The sequence below is a fragment of the Polaromonas sp. P3_B4 genome (assembly GCF_056402835.1).
Window position 1 is genome coordinate 2,193,538 of record NZ_JBFUGQ010000001.1, and the last position, 16,949, is coordinate 2,210,486.

General features: G+C 61.7%; 13 protein-coding genes. 9 read left to right on the forward strand and 4 right to left on the reverse strand.

Annotated features, from left to right (window positions below; genetic code table 11):
• Nucleotides 1–249 precede the first annotated feature (249 nt).
• Entirely contained in the window at nucleotides 250–1,371 is a 1,122-nt protein-coding gene (locus AC1DVV_RS10385; protein WP_477701766.1) for a transglutaminase-like domain-containing protein, read from the reverse strand.
• A gap of 142 nt (nucleotides 1,372–1,513) precedes the next feature.
• Nucleotides 1,514–2,071, reverse strand: a complete 558-nt coding sequence (locus AC1DVV_RS10390; protein WP_477701767.1) for a TlpA disulfide reductase family protein — start codon at nucleotides 2,069–2,071, stop codon at nucleotides 1,514–1,516.
• A 164-nt stretch (nucleotides 2,072–2,235) separates the two neighbouring features.
• On the opposite strand from AC1DVV_RS10390, the gene AC1DVV_RS10395 reads away from it, so the two are divergent.
• Both AC1DVV_RS10395 and egtD read left to right on the forward strand, forming a co-directional pair.
• Nucleotides 2,236–2,742, forward strand: coding sequence for an N-acetyltransferase family protein (locus AC1DVV_RS10395; protein WP_477701768.1), 507 nt, complete (start codon nucleotides 2,236–2,238; stop codon nucleotides 2,740–2,742).
• Nucleotides 2,743–2,987: 245 nt separating this feature from the next.
• Nucleotides 2,988–4,016 carry an L-histidine N(alpha)-methyltransferase gene (gene egtD / locus AC1DVV_RS10400; RefSeq protein ID WP_477701769.1) on the forward strand — a complete coding sequence of 343 codons (1,029 nt, stop codon included), beginning with the start codon at nucleotides 2,988–2,990 and terminating at the stop codon, nucleotides 4,014–4,016.
• A 103-nt stretch (nucleotides 4,017–4,119) separates the two neighbouring features.
• On the opposite strand, the gene alaS is transcribed toward egtD, so the two are convergent.
• Both alaS and AC1DVV_RS10410 read right to left on the reverse strand, forming a co-directional pair.
• Nucleotides 4,120–6,780: an alanine--tRNA ligase gene (gene alaS, locus AC1DVV_RS10405; RefSeq protein WP_477701770.1), complete on the reverse strand. Its 2,661-nt coding sequence runs from the start codon at nucleotides 6,778–6,780 to the stop codon at nucleotides 4,120–4,122.
• A 93-nt stretch (nucleotides 6,781–6,873) separates the two neighbouring features.
• Nucleotides 6,874–8,289 carry an aminotransferase-like domain-containing protein gene (locus AC1DVV_RS10410; RefSeq protein ID WP_457280212.1) on the reverse strand — a complete coding sequence of 472 codons (1,416 nt, stop codon included), beginning with the start codon at nucleotides 8,287–8,289 and terminating at the stop codon, nucleotides 6,874–6,876.
• A gap of 200 nt (nucleotides 8,290–8,489) precedes the next feature.
• On the opposite strand from AC1DVV_RS10410, the gene gabT reads away from it, so the two are divergent.
• The 7 genes from gabT (at nucleotide 8,490) to AC1DVV_RS10445 (ending at nucleotide 16,924) form a co-directional block, all read left to right on the forward strand.
• Complete coding sequence (gene gabT, locus AC1DVV_RS10415; RefSeq protein ID WP_477701771.1) at nucleotides 8,490–9,782, forward strand: 4-aminobutyrate--2-oxoglutarate transaminase; 1,293 nt, start codon at nucleotides 8,490–8,492, stop codon at nucleotides 9,780–9,782.
• A gap of 26 nt (nucleotides 9,783–9,808) precedes the next feature.
• On the forward strand, nucleotides 9,809–10,894 hold the full coding sequence (locus AC1DVV_RS10420; RefSeq protein ID WP_477701772.1) for an ABC transporter ATP-binding protein: 1,086 nt from the start codon (nucleotides 9,809–9,811) through the stop codon (nucleotides 10,892–10,894).
• 67 nt (nucleotides 10,895–10,961) lie between these two features.
• Complete coding sequence (locus AC1DVV_RS10425; protein ID WP_457280209.1) at nucleotides 10,962–11,990, forward strand: ABC transporter substrate-binding protein; 1,029 nt, start codon at nucleotides 10,962–10,964, stop codon at nucleotides 11,988–11,990.
• A gap of 20 nt (nucleotides 11,991–12,010) precedes the next feature.
• Nucleotides 12,011–13,264: an ABC transporter permease gene (locus tag AC1DVV_RS10430; RefSeq protein ID WP_477701773.1), complete on the forward strand. Its 1,254-nt coding sequence runs from the start codon at nucleotides 12,011–12,013 to the stop codon at nucleotides 13,262–13,264.
• 41 nt (nucleotides 13,265–13,305) lie between these two features.
• Nucleotides 13,306–14,130 carry an ABC transporter permease gene (locus tag AC1DVV_RS10435; RefSeq protein WP_477701774.1) on the forward strand — a complete coding sequence of 275 codons (825 nt, stop codon included), beginning with the start codon at nucleotides 13,306–13,308 and terminating at the stop codon, nucleotides 14,128–14,130.
• A gap of 62 nt (nucleotides 14,131–14,192) precedes the next feature.
• Nucleotides 14,193–15,296 carry an ABC transporter substrate-binding protein gene (locus AC1DVV_RS10440; protein WP_477689312.1) on the forward strand — a complete coding sequence of 368 codons (1,104 nt, stop codon included), beginning with the start codon at nucleotides 14,193–14,195 and terminating at the stop codon, nucleotides 15,294–15,296.
• Between the two features lie 149 nt (nucleotides 15,297–15,445).
• Nucleotides 15,446–16,924, forward strand: a complete 1,479-nt coding sequence (locus AC1DVV_RS10445; RefSeq protein WP_457280205.1) for an NAD-dependent succinate-semialdehyde dehydrogenase — start codon at nucleotides 15,446–15,448, stop codon at nucleotides 16,922–16,924.
• Nucleotides 16,925–16,949 lie beyond the last annotated feature (25 nt).

Consider the following 16,949-nt stretch of genomic DNA (forward strand, 5'->3'; position numbering starts at 1 on the left):
CCTGTAAGCCGCTTGCATGCTGGGCTTCAAGCCCATACACGGTAAATTTATACAGTTATAAATTCCGTGAAACCCCGAAAACTTTCAGCCCAGTTTCACACAGCTTTTTGCATTGAGCAGGTTGATGACGCAAGCCAAAACGATGAAGCGCCCCGCAGCAAGCCGTCTTTAAAAATTCCGGTTCCAATCGCTGTCCCGCTATTTTTCTGCATCATCAGCCTTTTTTAGGCCGCACGCCGCAGGGACGCTTTAAGCCTTGACCTCTTTTGCCGTGATTTGGTACTTGAAATCATCCGGTGCGTAAGAATCAAAACGGCCGGCTGCGTTTTCAGCCACGGGGTACATGAAGAAGCCGAGCTTCTCGCCGCTGGCTTTGGGCAGCGCGACATCATGCGCGGTGTTGTAGGCCATCCAGTTGCCTTCCCAGCCGCCAAACAACGCCTTGTTGACAGGCGCCACCACCGGGTTGGCGGTGGTCTTGATCCATTCGGCCGTTTCCAGGCGCATGACCTTGGCCACATCGGCCGGATCCATCGCCACCCAGCCGTAGCCCTTGAGGTAGACCTCCGAGCGGCAATGCTGCGCGCCCTTGAGGCTGGCGGGGTTGCCCGAGAGCTCTTTGTAGCCAAAGGCTGAAGGCACCAGGCGAATGCCGTACACGTCGCGCGCAGGCAGGCCCACCGAACGGCACAGGCCCACGAACAGCGCATTCAGGTCGGCGCACTTGCCGCCCAGGTTGCCGGTTTCCAGCATGGTCTTGATGTCGCCTTCGCCGCAGCCGCGCACCTTGGGTTCGCGGTAGGTGTTGGCCACAATCCAGTCATAGAGTTTTTGCGCTTTTTCGACATCGGTTTTTGCACCCTGGGTGGCGGCCAGCGCGGTCTTGCGCACAATGCCGTCGGTCGGAATGAGTACCGTGGGACGCGTGAAGTAACGCAGCGTGTCGGCGCTTTCCGCAGGAGCGGTCTTCTGCGACCAGTCCATCGCACGGCCTTGCGTCTGCACGCGGCTGGTCAGCTCCACATAGGGCATTGTTTCAGTGGCCGCAAACTCCACATACAGCATCTTCGCGCCGTCCTGACCGTCTTGCATGAGCTTGGCGGTGCCGTTGCTGGAGAAACCATTTTCCAGCGAGTGCTGGTAGTCGCTGTTGACCGAGGGAATCGGCAGCCACACCTTGGTCACGCCTTGCGGTTTGAGGATGTCAACGCGCGTGGTCACATCAAAGGTGCGCCAGGCGCCGCTTTGGGGCGCGAAATTGCTGCGGCTGGGCGCGGCAGCGGGCGTCTGGGCAAAGTTGATGGTGGGCAATGCAGCGGCCACGGCGGCTGCTGCGGTGTTCTTCAGGAAAGTGCGGCGTACGGTCGACATGAAAGGTATCTCCGGGTGGGTGTGAGTGCGACGTGCACCGGGGCAGGTAAAGATGCTCCGGGATGTCTGGCAGCCCACACGGCCCGCAAAGGCAGCGCGAGGGCTGGCCTTCGATTATCGCTGGAGCCGTGCCGAGGCAGATTCAGGGCTTGAGCAAGCCGGCGATCAGCTTTTCCGCAGCCGGGCTGGTCCAGTCGACCTCACCTGTCACGCGCTGGCGCGGCCGGCCGCTGCGGTCAATCATCAAGGTTGTCGGAAAAACCTTCACGCCCCAGCCCCGGGCGACTTTGCCATCAAGATCCAGCAGCACCGGCAGCGTCACGCCGGTGGTTTTGGCGAACTGCAGCGCACGTGCCGCCGGCTCCTTGAAGTTGATGGCCAGCACCAGCAGTTTGTCGTCGCCGTAGAGGTCGGCAATCTGCTGCAGCGTCGGCATTTCAGCGCGGCAGGGCTCGCACCAACTGGCCCAGAAATTCAACAGCACGGCACGGCCGCGCAAATCAGACGGGCGCCAGGTCTTGCCGGTTGTGTCCACCAGCGAGAACGCTGCCAACGGGCCCGCCCAGGGAGCCACCTCGTAGGCCGGGCCGGTCAGCCCCTGCGACATTGCGGGAAGCACGGCCGCCCCTGAGCCGGCGGCGATTGTCTGCTGCAGGAAATGGCGGCGGGAAATAAACGGGATCGGAAACGGGGTCGGCATGGGCCTGGCGTGATACGCAGGTTGAGGGGTAAAAATGGGGTGGATGACTTCTCTCTCGCAAGACAGCAAGATGACGCAAGAACATGCACTGCCTGCATTTTAGGGACCGTATAGCATCCGCTGCATGCGCCAGCCGGCGCCTTCACACAAATCACAGGAACTTCATGAACATCCATATCCGGAATGCGCAAGCCGGCGACGCCGCAGCGATTCACGCCTTTATCGTTGAACTGGCCATCTATGAAAAAGCAGAGCACGAGGTCATTGCGAGCGTCGCCGACATTGAGCACAGCCTGTTTGAGGTAGAGACGCCTGCCCGGGCCCTCATCTGCGAGATAGACGGCCAGCCAGTGGGCTTTGCGGTGTACTTCCTCAGCTACTCCACCTGGCTAGGTCGCAAGGGCATGTACCTGGAGGATTTGTACGTATCGCCCCAGCACCGGGGTAGCGGCGCCGGCAAGGGGCTGTTGCGTCACCTGGCCCGGCTGGCTTTTGACAGCGGCTGCGGGCGGTTCGAATGGAGCGTGCTGGACTGGAACGAGCCGGCCATCCAGTTTTACCAGTCGCTGGGCGCCAAGCCGCAAGCTGAATGGGTGCGGTACCGCATGGCCGGCGAAACCCTGCAGCACTTCGCGCAGGGGGACACAAGCCAGATTCGGCCAACGCCCTGAGCCGCTCGCGCAATACCGGGGCGGACCCGGCTTTTTGTAAGAAATGGCAGCATTCAGCGACCAAGTGACACAGGAAGTACGGATGGCGGTGATTGACCGCGCTCAGCCCAGCAGGCGGTCCAAAAGAACCCTATATAGGACAGCATTTGGCCGGCACCGCTTGCGCCCAAAGCGGTTCAGTCCTACAAAGGCGTTTCGCTATCTGCTTTTAAATCTGTCGATATCACTTAACTGGCTGATCCAACGTGAACCTGCCCCTCAAATTTCCCGGCCTCGCTGAGGCTCTGCCAACGGCATCGCCGCAGTTCATCAACCTCTACAACGAGTCGCAATCGGGCCAGACCCAGAATGTGGCGCAGGAGCTGGAAGAGGGTTTGCTTGAGCCCACGGCCACCATCAGCCCCAAATTCTTTTACAACGAGCTGGGCTCGAAACTTTTCGAGGCCATTACAGGCCTTGAGGAGTACTACCCAACCCGCACCGAGGCCGCCATTTTTGCGGCGTCCTACCCGCAGATCGCCGCCACGCTGAGCGCGAGTGGCGTTCACAACGCCTGCCTGATCGACCTGGGTGCCGGCAACTGCGCCAAGGCTGCAGCGCTCATTCCGCATCTTCAGCCGCGGCAATATGTACCGGTCGACATCTCGGTGGAATTTTTGCGCGATGCCGCCGCGCAGGTGCAAAACAGCTTCCCCGCGCTCGACATCGTCGGCCTGGGCATGGATTTTTCGTCCGGCCTGGTGTTGCCACGCGAAGTGCAAAGCCAGGAGCGGGTGTTTTTCTACCCCGGCTCCAGCCTGGGCAACTTTCATCCGGCAGAGGCCCTGCGGTTCTTGCAGCACATCGCCGACCCGGCACAAGGCAAGGCGCGCGGCCTGCTGCTGGGCATTGACCTGGTTAAGGACACCGCACGGCTGGAGGCAGCTTACGACGATGCGCTGGGCGTGACGGCTGCTTTCAACAAAAACGTGCTGCTCAACGTCAACGAGCTCCTGCAGGCGGATTTTGATGTTCGCCAGTGGCGCCACGTGGCGCTCTTCAATACCGCGGAGTCGCGCATCGAAATGCACCTGGAAGCCTTGTCGGACCTTACGGTGCGCTGGCCTGGGCATGCGCGGCGCTTTGGCGCCGGCGAACGCATCCACACCGAGTGCTCTTACAAGTACACCGTGGAAAGCATGACGGCGCTGTTGCGGCAGGCCGGATTCGGGCAGGTTCGCTACTGGACCGACCCACAAAGCTGGTTTGCGGTGTTCTGGGCCGCCGTTGAGTGAAAAAACAATGGAAAAAGGCCAATTTCTTGAACGAAATTGGCCTCCAGCCCTTTACTAGCTTGCGCGAGCAGCTATCAAATTAATAGCGATTTAACGGACCGCCTCAGGCGCGCTCGGTCACCCAGGCCTGCACAGACTTCAGTGCATCACCGAGCTTGGACGCATCGGTGCCGCCGGCCATGGCCATGTCGGCCTTGCCGCCGCCCTTGCCGCCCACCTGCTGGGCCACAAAGTTCACCAGTTCACCGGCCTTGACCTTGCCCACGCTGTCGGCAGTCACGCCCGCGGCGATCTGCACCTTGTCGCCATCGACCGCCGCCAGCACGATAACAGCGGTTTTGAGTTTGTCTTTCAGCTTGTCCATGGTGTCACGCAACGTCTTGGCATCGGCGCCTTCCAGCTTCGCGGCCAGCACCTTGAGGCCCTTGACGTCAACAGCCTGCGTGACCAGTTCGTCGCCTTGTGAAGAAGCCAGCTTGCCCTTGAGCGCAGCGATTTCTTTCTCCAGCGATTTGACCTGGTCCAGCACCTGGCTGATGCGGCCCTGCAGCTCGGATGGGCTGGCCTTGAGCGAACCTGCCGCGGCTTCCACCGTGGATTCAAGCGACTGCAGATAGGCCAGCGCGTTTTCGCCAGTGACGGCTTCCACGCGCCGCACACCTGCGGCCACACCGCTTTCAGCCACGATCTTGAACAGGCCAATATCACCGGTACGTTTGACGTGAACGCCACCGCAGAGCTCCTTGCTGGAGCCGATCGTCAGCACGCGCACGGTCTCACCGTACTTTTCGCCGAAGAGCATCATCGCGCCGGACTTCTGCGCATCTTCCATGGCCATCACGCTGGCATCGGTGGCCACATTGGACAAAATTTCGGCATTGACGCGCGCTTCAATCTCGCGGATCTGCGCGTCAGTGACGGGCGCGTTGTGCGCAAAGTCAAAGCGTGTGCGTTCAGCGTTCACGAGTGAACCCTTTTGCTGCACGTGGTCGCCCAGCACTTCACGCAAGGCCTTGTGCATCAGGTGGGTGGCGCTGTGGTTGCGCACGGTGGCGGCGCGCAGCGCGGTGTTGACCTGCGCGGTCACGGTGTCGCCGACTTTCAGCGTGCCCTCTTCCTGAGTGCCGTGGTGGCCGAACACATCAGCCTTGATCTTGAGCGTATCGTCCACCGTGAAGGTGGAGCCGGCGGCCGTGAGCCGGCCCTGGTCACCAACCTGGCCGCCGCTTTCGGCGTAGAACGGTGTCGTGCTCAGCACCACCACGCCGCTTTGGCCTGCATTGAGTGCCTGCACGGCCACACCGTCGGCATACAGCGCGACGACTTTGGCGGGCTCTTCCAGCAATTCGTAGCCGGTGAACGCATGGCCTTCGCCGCTGTACTCCAGCGCACGATCCATCTTGAATTTGCCGGCGGCGCGCGCCTGGTTCTTCTGCTTGTCCATCGCGGCCTTGAAGCCGGCTTCATCCACTTCCACACCGCGCTCACGGCACACGTCGGCCGACAAGTCCAGCGGGAAGCCGTAGGTGTCATGCAGCTTGAAGGCCACGTCGCCCGGCAGCACCTTGGCGCCACCCGCCAGGGCGGTGTCCAGGATGGTCATGCCGATTTCCAGCGTTTCGAAGAAGCGCTCTTCTTCGGCTTTCAGCACGGACGTGATGCGGGCTTCGTCGGCCTTGAGCTTGGGATAGGCATCACCCATCAGGCGGGCCAGGTCAGCCACCAGCTTGTGGAAGAACGGTGTCTTCTTGCCCAGTTTGTAGCCGTGGCGGATCGCGCGGCGGATGATGCGGCGCTGCACATAACCCCGGCCTTCGTTGGACGGATTGACGCCGTCGCTCACCAAAAAAGCGGTGGCACGGATGTGGTCGGCAATGACAAACAGGCTCTTGTTGCCCAGGTCTTTTTCGCCAGTCTCGCGCGACGCCGCCTTGATCAGCTCGGCAAAGATGTCGATTTCATAATTGCTGTGCACGTGCTGCAAGATGGCGGCCAGGCGCTCCAGGCCCATGCCGGTGTCGACGCAAGGCGCTGGCAATTTGGTGACGCTGCCGTCGGCGGCCATGTCGAACTGCATGAACACGTTGTTCCAGATTTCGATGAAGCGGTCGCCGTCTTCATCGGGGCTGCCGGGTGGGCCGCCGGGGATGTGGTCGCCGTGGTCGTAAAAGATTTCGCTGCACGGGCCGCAGGGGCCGGTGTCGGCCATCATCCAGAAGTTGTCGGACTTGTAGCGGCCGCCCTTGTTGTCGCCGATGCGGATCACGCGCTCGGGCGGCAGGCCGATTTCCTTGGTCCAGATGTCGTAGGCCTCGTCGTCCTCTTCGTACACCGTGGCCAGCAGGCGCTCGGGTGGCAGCTTGTAGACCTCGGTCAACAATTCCCAGGCCCACTTGAGCGATTCGCGCTTGAAGTAGTCGCCGAAGCTCCAGTTACCCAGCATTTCAAAGAATGTGTGGTGGCGCGCGGTGTAGCCCACGTTCTCCAGGTCGTTGTGTTTGCCGCCGGCTCGCAGGCAGGCCTGTACCGAGGCCGCGCGCACGTAGGGGCGCTTGTCGGTGCCGAGAAAAACGTCCTTGAACTGCACCATGCCGGAGTTGGTAAACATCAGCGTCGGGTCGTTGCCCGGCACCAACGAGCTGGACGGCACCACGGTGTGGCCCTTGGACGCAAAGAAATCGAGAAATGTCTTGCGAATGTCCGAGACGGTGAATACGGGCGTTGAAGCTGACGTGGAGGCTGTCGTGGAGGTGGGGTGGCTCATGGTCTGCAATAGTGGTTTTGGCAAGGCGGCGCCCCTCGGGCTCACCCGCTTGGGCTAAGCCTTTGATTATAGGTTTGAGGGGGATGCCCCCGCTTATTGGGCAGCTTGCCGGCCCAGATCAATGCGGTGGGACAAAAAGCGCCATATGCGCTCATCGTCGCTGAAAGCCACGTTAAAGCGGAGCCAACCCGTCGGATGGGGCTCCAGCAGAAACAATTGTCCCGGGCCGAGCATGATGCCCTCGGGCGTAGCCTCTTTGGACAGGACGGCGCCATCGGGAAGGTCCGGGTGCCGGGCCCACAGGTACATGCCGGCCCCTGGCTCATGGAAAAGCTCAAAACCCAGGCTGGTCAGGTTCTTTTCGGTCTTGCGATGCGCTGCAGCCAGCTTCTCGCGAAGCGACTTGAGGTGCTTGCGCCAGCGGCCGTCTGTGACCACCCCGAAAGTCAGCCGTTCGGCGATATCGGACGAGGTAAGGCCCGAAATCATCTTGAGCTGGGCCAGGTCCTCGATCAGCTCGCCTCGCGCCAGCAGGTAGCCCACGCGCAGATTGGGAGAAATTGTTTTGGAATAGCTGCCGATATAGACCACGCGCTGCAGCTGGTCCAGGCTTGCCAGCGTGGACCGCGAGACCGGGTCCATGTCGGCGTAAATATCGTTTTCCACCAGCGTGAAGCCGTGCGCCTCGGCCAGTTGCAGCAAGCGGTGCAGATGGGCCGCGGACGCAATCGAACACGTCGGGCTTTGCAAACGGGGTTGGGTGAAGAAGGCCTTGGGCTTGTGCTCGGCCAGCAGCGCCTCCAGCGCGGCCAGGTCGTACCCGGTAGGGGTGCGCGGCACCCCCACAAGGTTGGCGCCCAGAAAACGCAGCATGAACATCAGGTTGGGATAACCGGGGCTATCGACCAGCACGGTGTCTCCCGGTTTGACCAGTTGCCGGGCCACCAGGTCCAGCGCCTGGCTGGAGCCTTGCGTCAGCAGCACCTGGTCCACCTCGACCGATATCTGGTTTTCAGCCAGCGCCTCCGCAATGACCATACGCAGGGCCATATGCCCATAAGGCAGGCCGTAACCCTCAAGAGAGGAACCGTCCACCGACAGGTGCCGCATGCTGCGGCGGAGCGCGTCCCCGAACAGGAAATCGTGCGGCAACCAGCCACAACCGGGCTTCATCGGCAGGTTGCGGTTTTCAAAAATCTGCTTGAGGTACCAGCGGGCGTCAAATTTAGGTTGCGGGGGCTGCGCGTACGGCACACCCGATGCACCATCATCGCCCCTGCGCTTGACGAAAAACCCGGCATTGGCCCGGGAAACAAGCCATCCTTGGGCCACAAGGCGGTCGTACGCCTCCACCACCGTAAAGACGCTGACGCCGTGCATGGCGGCAAAACCGCGGATGGACGGCAGCTTGACGCCCGGTTTCAGCGCCTGCCCGGCAATCATGCCCCGCAGGCCGTCGACGATCTGGCTCACAAGGGGGGTCTGCAGTTCCGGGCGAAGTGTGAGCATCAAAAAACCAAAAAGGGCAGATTGTGCATCGCAATGCCCATGCACCGGGTTGGGGAATCCATGTACAGGATTCTAGACCCGCACAGTATGTCGAAAACAGCGCGGCGGTGTACATGGACGGGGCTGGCGCCGGCTTCTAAAGTCCGCTCATCTCCTTCCTCCACCCAGTCAACCCAGAACTTCCGGAAATCACCTTCACCATGCAGCCAAACCAGACTTCCAGCAACGCCGCCCTGATGGCGCGCCGCCAAGCCGCCGTGACACGCGGCGTAGGCCAGGCCCACGAGATTTTTGTCAGCCGGGCCAAAAACGCCGAGCTGTGGGATGTGGAAGGCCGCCGCTATATCGACTTCGCCGGCGGCATCGCCGTACTCAACACCGGCCACCTGCATACCGAAGTCATTGCCGCAGTCAAAGCCCAGCTCGACCTCTACACGCATACCTGCTTCCAGGTGGTCGCCTATGAGCCCTACGTTGAACTGGCAGAAAAGCTCAATGCCCTGGCGCCCGGCAACTTCGCCAAAAAGACCCTGCTGCTGACCACCGGCGCCGAAGCGGTCGAGAACGCGGTCAAGGTGGCCCGGTCTTACACCAAGCGCCCCGGCATCATCGCCTTTACCGGCGGCTACCACGGCCGGACCAACATGACACTGGGCATGACTGGCAAGGTGGCACCCTACAAGCTGGGGTTCGGCCCCTTTCCCGGCGAAGTGTTCCATGCCGAATACCCCAACGCGCTGCACGGCGTGAGCATCGACCAGGCGTTGCACTCGGTTGAACAGATTCTCAAAAACGATGTGGAACCCGAGCGCGTGGCGGCGTTCATCATTGAACCGGTGCAAGGTGAAGGAGGCTTCTACATTGCTCCGCCGGAGTTCATCAGCCGCCTGAAGGCGCTGGCCGACCGGCACGGCATCCTGCTCATCGCCGACGAAGTCCAGACCGGTGCCGGACGCACAGGCACCTGGTATGCCAGCGAACAGTGGCCGGTGGCGCCCGACCTGATCGCCATTGCCAAATCCATGGCGGGTGGCTTCCCGATCTCCGGCCTGGTTGGCCGCGCCGAGGTCATGGATGCACCCGGCCCCGGGGGCCTGGGCGGCACCTACGCAGGCAGCCCCATCGGTTGCGCGGCAGCACTGGCCGTCCTCAAGGCCTTTGAGAAAGAAAAACTCCTGGCGCGCAGCAAAACGCTGGGCGCCCATCTGGTCAAAGGCCTGCACGCCATTGCAAAAAAAGAAACCTCTATCGGCGACGTGCGAGGCCTGGGTGCCATGGTGGCCATAGAGCTTTTTGAAAACGGGGACCCAGCCCGTCCCGATGCGGCGCTGACCAAACGCGTGGTGACCGAAGCCGCCCGGCGTGGATTGATATTGCTCTCATGCGGCACCTACGGTAATGTGATCAGGATTCTGGTTCCCCTCACGGCCGCAGACGCCCTGCTGGACGAAGGCCTGCAAATCCTGGCCGACAGTCTCGCCGCATCGCGCTGATCTCCGTGGACAGCTCAGGAAAAACGATGACCGATAACGATGTCCTTGTGCGCTTTTCTGGCGTGCAGAAAACCTATGACGGCGAGCAGCTGGTCGTGCAGCAGCTCGACCTCGACATTCATCGCGGGGAATTCCTGAGCCTGCTCGGCCCCTCCGGCTCGGGGAAAACCACCACGCTGATGATGCTGGCGGGGTTCGAATCCCCCACAGCGGGAGAGATTTTTCTCAATGGCGCGCAAATCACGGGCACACCGCCGCACAAACGCAACTTCGGCATGGTGTTCCAGAACTATGCGCTGTTTCCGCATCTCACGGTGGGCCAGAACGTGGCCTATCCACTCACCGTACGCAAGGTTTCAAAGGCCGACCAGGCCAGCCGCGTCAAGCGTGCGCTCGACATGGTCCGACTGACAGGCATGTCGGACCGCCTGCCGGGACAACTCTCGGGCGGGCAGCAGCAGCGCGTTGCGCTGGCCCGGGCACTGGTGTTCGAACCCCAGCTGGTGTTGATGGACGAGCCGCTGGGCGCACTCGACAAGCAGCTGCGCGAGCACATGCAGATCGAATTGAAGGAACTGCACAAGCAGCTGGGCGTCACGTTTGTCTATGTCACGCATGACCAGGGGGAAGCCTTGACGATGAGCGACCGGGTGGCGGTTTTCAACGACGGCGCGATCCAGCAGCTGGCGCCGGTAGAGGCACTGTATGAGACGCCCTCCAACCGCTTTGTTGCCGGTTTCGTCGGAGACAGCACGGTACTCAAAGGCAAGGGAAATGCCACAGGCATCGAATTGCCGGATGGCCGCGTTCTGGGCGGCACCAACGTGAATCAGGCAGTTGCTGACGCGCAGGTCGAAGCCTACATCCGGCCGGAGCGCATTGTGTTGCATCGCCAGGTGCCTGCATCGCCTGCCAATGCGCTGCCCGCACACGTGGCCCGCATCATCTATTTCGGCGACCACCTGCGGCTGCTGTGTGAGGTCGGTGCCGGCCAGGCGGAAGCGACAGTCAAGCTGCCGCTCACCCTGTTGAACGGCCAGCCGCCGCCGCAACCGGGCGAAGCGGTGCACCTCGAATTTCCGCCCGCATTTACGCGGATTTATGCGGTGTAACCGCTCTCTCCTTCCACCATTTTCAACGTTCCCTTCTGCCTTTATCAACCACCGAGGAAATAGCACCATGAAGAAAAACATCATCGCCCTTGCCATGGCTTCGTGCCTGGCCGTACCCGCGTTCGCGCAGCAGCAGATCACTGTCGTGAACTTCGGCGGCGCCAATGCCAATGCGCAGAAAAAGGCCTACTACGAGCCCTTCGAGAAAGCAGGCACCAAAGTCGTTGCCGTGGAATACAACGGCGAGCAAGCCAAGATCAAAGCCATGGTCGAGACGAAAAAAGTCACCTGGGATGTGGTGGAAGTCGAAGCACCTGATGTGCAGCGCGGTTGCGATGAAGGTTTGTTCGAGAAAATCGACTTCAGCAAAATCGGCCCCAAGGCAGACTTCTTGCCCGCAGCGGTCAAGGAATGCGGTGTAGGCGTTTTTGTGTGGTCCACCGTGATGGCCTGGAATGCCGACAAAGTCAAGACTGCGCCCACCAGCTGGGCCGACTTCTGGGATGTCAAGAAGATCCCGGGCAAGCGCGGCATGCGCAAGGGCGCCCGCTACAACCTCGAGTTCGCACTGATGGCTGACGGCGTCAAACCCGCCGACGTCTACAAGGTCCTGGCCACCAAGGACGGAGCCGACCGCGCATTTCGCAAGCTGACAGAACTCAAGCCCAGCATCCAGTGGTGGGAAGCCGGAGCCCAGCCTGCCCAGTTCCTCGTGGCAGGCGACGTTGCCCTCAGCACCGTCTACAACGGCCGCATTGACGCCGCCAACCGTGAAGGCCGCAATCTGAAGATCTACTGGCCCGGCGGCATCTACGACCTGGACTACTGGGTCATTCCCAAAGGCGCGCCCAACAAGGATGCGTCGATGAAATTCATCGCCTTTGCCAGCCAGCCCGCCACCCAGGCCGTCTATGCGCAGAACATTGCCTACGGCCCCGTCAACAACCAGGCTTTGGCCAAGCTCGACAAAAAAGTGCTGGACGACTTGCCAACGTCGCCAGCCAACGCAAAAGAGGCCATCCAGATGAATGTTGGCTTCTGGGCCGACCAGGGCGAGGCGCTTGAAAAACGCTTTGCTGCCTGGGCCACGCAATAAGCTGGCGGAGCAAGCACTTCATGAGCAGTATCACCAGTCAGGGCGTCCATCAGGGCAATGACGCTGCCGCGTTGCGCATCGCGCTGTCGCGCGCAGATGCACGGCGAAAATGGCGCGCCTTTGCGCTCACCCTGCCCTTGCTGGTGTTTTTACTGCTGACCCTGCTGGTGCCGATCGCAGCCCTGCTGCAGCGCGCGGTTGAAAATCCGGAAGTGGTGGCGGCGCTGCCGCGGACGGTGCAAAGCCTGAAAGACTGGAACCCCGAGGCTCCACCGAAACCCGCGAGTTACGCGGCAATGGTGGAAGACCTGGGGCATCTTTCCGACAGCTCGGATGCCGGCGCGCTGGCACGGCGCCTCAACTCTGAAGTGCCCGGTGCGCGCTCCCTCGTGATGGGCACGTACCGCGCACTGCCCATCGCGGGCACTCCTGAAGAAATACAGGCCAGGCTGCTCCAGCTCGATCCGCGCTGGGCGGAGCCGCTCTTTTGGCAGGCGATAGCCAAAAACAGTTCCCGCTGGACGCCCGACTATCTGCTGGCGTCGGTCGACCTGCAACGCGACAGCCAAGGCAATGTAGAGCGCATGCCGCCAGACCATCGCGCGTTTGGTGCCATTTTGCTGCGCACTTTCCAGATCAGTTTTCTGGTCACCGTTTTTTGCCTGGCGTTGGGTTACCCGCTGGCCTGGTGGCTGGCCTCATTACCGGCGCGCAAGGCGAACCTGCTGATGATCCTGGTTCTGGTGCCCTTCTGGACATCGATTCTGGTGCGCGTGGCGGCCTGGATCGTCCTGCTGCAATCAGAAGGCCTGGTCAACCGGGGGCTGATGGGCATCGGCCTCATCGACAGCCCCCTGGCGCTGCTGTTCAACCGCGCAGGCGTGGTGATTGCCATGGTGCACATCCTGCTGCCTTTCATGATCCTGCCGCTTTACAGCGTGATGAAAAATGTGCCGGCGACTTACGTGCGGGCAGCCGTTTCATTGGGCAGCGCACCTCTTTCTGCCTTCTTCCGGGTGTACGTGCCGCAGACCTATCCCGGTATCAGCGCCGGCGCGCTGCTCGTCTTCATCCTCTCGATAGGTTATTACGTCACCCCCGCCCTGCTTGGTGGTGCGGATGACCAGATGCTGAGCTATTACATCGCCCGCTATACCAACGTCGAAGTCAATTGGGGCATGGCCTGTGCGCTGGGTGCAGTTTTGCTGACGGCCACCATGGTTCTTTACAGCGTTTACCGGCGCATCGGCAAGGCCGAACTTAGCATCGGCTGACATCCCCTTTTTTCTTTTACAGACGCAGACGCCAATTCACCATGTTCAAAATCAAAGGGCCCGCCTTCCCCCGCTACGCCACCCTGGCGGACAAAGCCGGCTGGTGGCTGGTGCGCGCCGCGTGCGTCGCCATTCTGGTTTTTTTGCTGGCCCCCATCCTGGTCATGGTGCCGCTGTCTTTTTCAGAAAGCTCGTTCCTGACCTACCCCATTCCAGGCTGGTCGCTGAAGTGGTACCAGAACCTGCTGGATTCGCCGGAATGGGCGAGGGCTGCGAAAAACAGCTTCATCGTCGCCCCCGCTGCAACCGTGATTGCCACTGCGCTTGGTACCTTGGCGGCCGTCGGACTGTCCAGAACCAACTTCCGGTTCAAGAGCCTTCTCATGGGCATCCTCATCGCGCCCATGGTGGTCCCCATCGTGGTAGTCGGTGTGGCTACTTACCTGTACTTCGCCCCGCTGGGTCTTGCCGACAGCTACTTCGGGCTGATTGTGGTGCACGCTGCCTTGGGCGCGCCCTTTGTGCTGACCACCGTGCTCGCAACGCTCGCGGGCTTCAACCACAACCTGGTCCGGGCTTCCCTCAGCCTTGGCGAAACACCCCTCCGGACGTTTTTCAGGATCACCCTGCCGGTCATCGCACCGGGCGTGATCTCCGGCGCGCTGTTTGCGTTTGCCACGTCATTTGATGAAGTGGTGGTCACGCTGTTCCTGGCCGGCGCGGAGCAAGCCACCCTGCCGAGACAGATGTTCACCGGCATCCGGGAGAACATTTCACCCACGATCGCAGCTGTGGCTACATTGCTCATTCTGTTCACCACAACGTTGCTCCTGCTGCTTGAATGGTTGCGCGGACGCAGGGCCTGACAAGCCCAGGCGGGCTCTACAAACTTACACCCTTGCCCTCAAGCACCCGGAGCGCTGCCTCAATGAAAACACCCCACACACTGACACTCGTGATGACACTCGGCCTGGCGCTCTCCGCACAAGCCCAGACGCCTGTTCAAGCGCCGATGCAGGGATTGACCGTCGCCAACTTCGGCGGAGCCAACGGCAAAGCCCAGGATGTGGCTTTCATCCAGCCTTTCAAGGCAGCCTACAAAACCGAGGCACGAGGGGTCGAGTACTCAGGAGAGCTCTCGGCCGTCCGGACCATGGTGACCGAACGCAAGAGTGAATGGGACGTGGTTGAAGTGGAGTCCGCGGACCTGAAGGCGGGATGTGATGCCGGCCTGTTCGAGCGCATCGACCGCGCCAGCATTCCCCATGCCGGCATGCTGCTGCCGGGTACCGTGCAGGATTGTGGCGTCGGCGCTTTTGTCTGGTCCACCGTGATGGCCTACGACCCAGGCCGGTTCAAGGAGACCCCGCGCAGCTGGCAGGATTTCTGGAATGTGCAGCGCTTTCCCGGCAAGCGGGGCCTGCGCAAGGGTGCGCGCTACAACATGGAAATCGCACTGATGGCCGACGGGGTGCATCGCCGCGACGTGTACACCACACTGGCTACCGAGGCGGGCGTCAAGCGCGCTCTCACCAAGCTTGAGCAGCTCAAGCCCCATATCGTCTGGTGGGAATCGGGCTCCCAGCCACCCCAGCGCCTGGCCTCCGGCGAAACCACACTCTCAACCGCCTTCAACGGCCGCATCGCCGCGGCCAACCGCGAGCGGCTCACCCCGCTGGCCATCTCATGGCAGGACGCCGTGTATGAACTGGACTATTGGGTCATCATCAAGGGCTCGCCGAGGCGCGAGCTGGCACGCGCCTTCGTCAGTTTCGCCACTTCGGAAGAAGCGCAGCTGGCCTTTTCGCGTGAAATACCCTACGGCCCCACCCACTTCAACGCCATCCTGCGCTACGACACCGGCCGCAGCCGCACTGCCGCCAGCGCACCGGTCACGGACCTGTCCATGGCGAATAGCGACTTGCCGTCGGCGCCCGGCAACATGCGCCGGTCGCTCGCCTTTGACCCCGCTTTCTGGACACGCGGTAGCGGGGCCGAGCTGGAAAAGCAGTTCGCCCAACGCATGAAATAGCCTGCCGGCCGGCAAGAGCCGCCGAGCCACACTGGCTGACCGGTCCCCACACCTGCATTTCCCTCCTTTCATCCGGAAACCCGAAAACTGTCAGAATAAAAGCAGTTCCGGGCTTTCCATCACGCCCCCCGTTTTTAGGACACCAGCACATGGACATGAAAACCTCCCCCATCTCCCTTCTCAAAGACCCCAGCATTTTCAAGACCGACGCCCTGATCAATGGCCAGTGGGTAGCCGGTCCATCCCGCTTTGATGTCAATGACCCGGCCACCGGCCTGAAGCTGGCCGATGTGGCCAACCTGGGCGCCCAGGATGCCGAAGCCGCCATTGCCGCGGCCAACGCGGCCTGGCCCGCATGGCGCAGCAAGACCGGCAAGGAGCGCCACGCCATCCTGCTCAAGTGGTACCAGCTGCTGATGGCCAACCAGGAAGACCTGGGCCGCATCATGACGGCCGAGCAGGGCAAACCCTTTGCCGAGGCCAAGGGCGAAATCGCCTACGGCGCGAGTTTTGTCGAGTGGTTTGCCGAAGAAGCCAAGCGCGTCAACGGCGAGACCCTGCCCCAGTTCGACAACAACCGCCGCCTGATGGTCATCAAGCAGCCGATCGGCGTGTGCGCGGCCATCACGCCCTGGAACTTCCCGCTGGCCATGATCACGCGCAAGGTCGCCCCTGCCCTGGCAGCCGGCTGCCCGGTGGTCATCAAACCGGCCGAGCTCACACCGCTGACGGCCCTGGCCGCCGCCGAGCTGGCCATCCGCGCCGGCATCCCGGCCGGCGTGCTCAACGTGCTGACAGCCGACAGCGCCAATAGCATTGCCGTGGGCAAGGTGTTCTGCGCCAGCGACGTGGTGCGCCACATCAGCTTCACCGGCTCCACCGAAGTTGGCCGCATCCTGATGGCGCAAAGCGCGCCCTCCATCAAGAAACTGGCGCTGGAACTGGGCGGCAATGCCCCCTTCATCGTGTTCGACGACGCCGATGTGGACTCGGCCGTTGATGGGGCCATGGCCAGCAAATACCGCAATGCGGGACAGACCTGCGTCTGCGCCAACCGCATTTATGTGCAGGACGGCGTGTACGACCAGTTTGTCGAGAAATTCGCCGCCAAGGTCAAGCTGCTGAAAGTCGGCAACGGCTTTGAGGACGGCGTGGTGCAGGGCCCGCTGATTGAGGACGCCGCTGTCGACAAGGTGCAGCGCCATGTGGATGACGCGATGGCCAAGGGCGGCAAGCTGCTCGCGGGCGGCCACAAGATCAAGGGCCAGTTTTTTGAGCCGACCGTGATCTCCGAAGCCACCGCCGACATGCTCTGCGCCCGCGAAGAAACCTTTGGCCCCTTCGCACCGGTGTTCCGCTTCCAGAAAGAGCAGGAGGCAATTGACGCCGCCAACAACACCGAGTTCGGCCTGGCCAGCTATTTTTACAGCCGCGACATCGGCCGCATTTACCGCGTGGCCGAGGCGCTGGAATACGGCATGGTCGGCATCAATGCCGGCGTGATCGCCACTGAACATGTGCCTTTTGGCGGCGTCAAGCAGTCCGGCCTGGGCCGCGAGGGTTCCCGCCATGGCATGGAGGAATACCTGGAGATGAAGTACCTGTGCCTTGGGGACATCCAGCGCTGAATCGATTCACTCACAGCAAACAGCG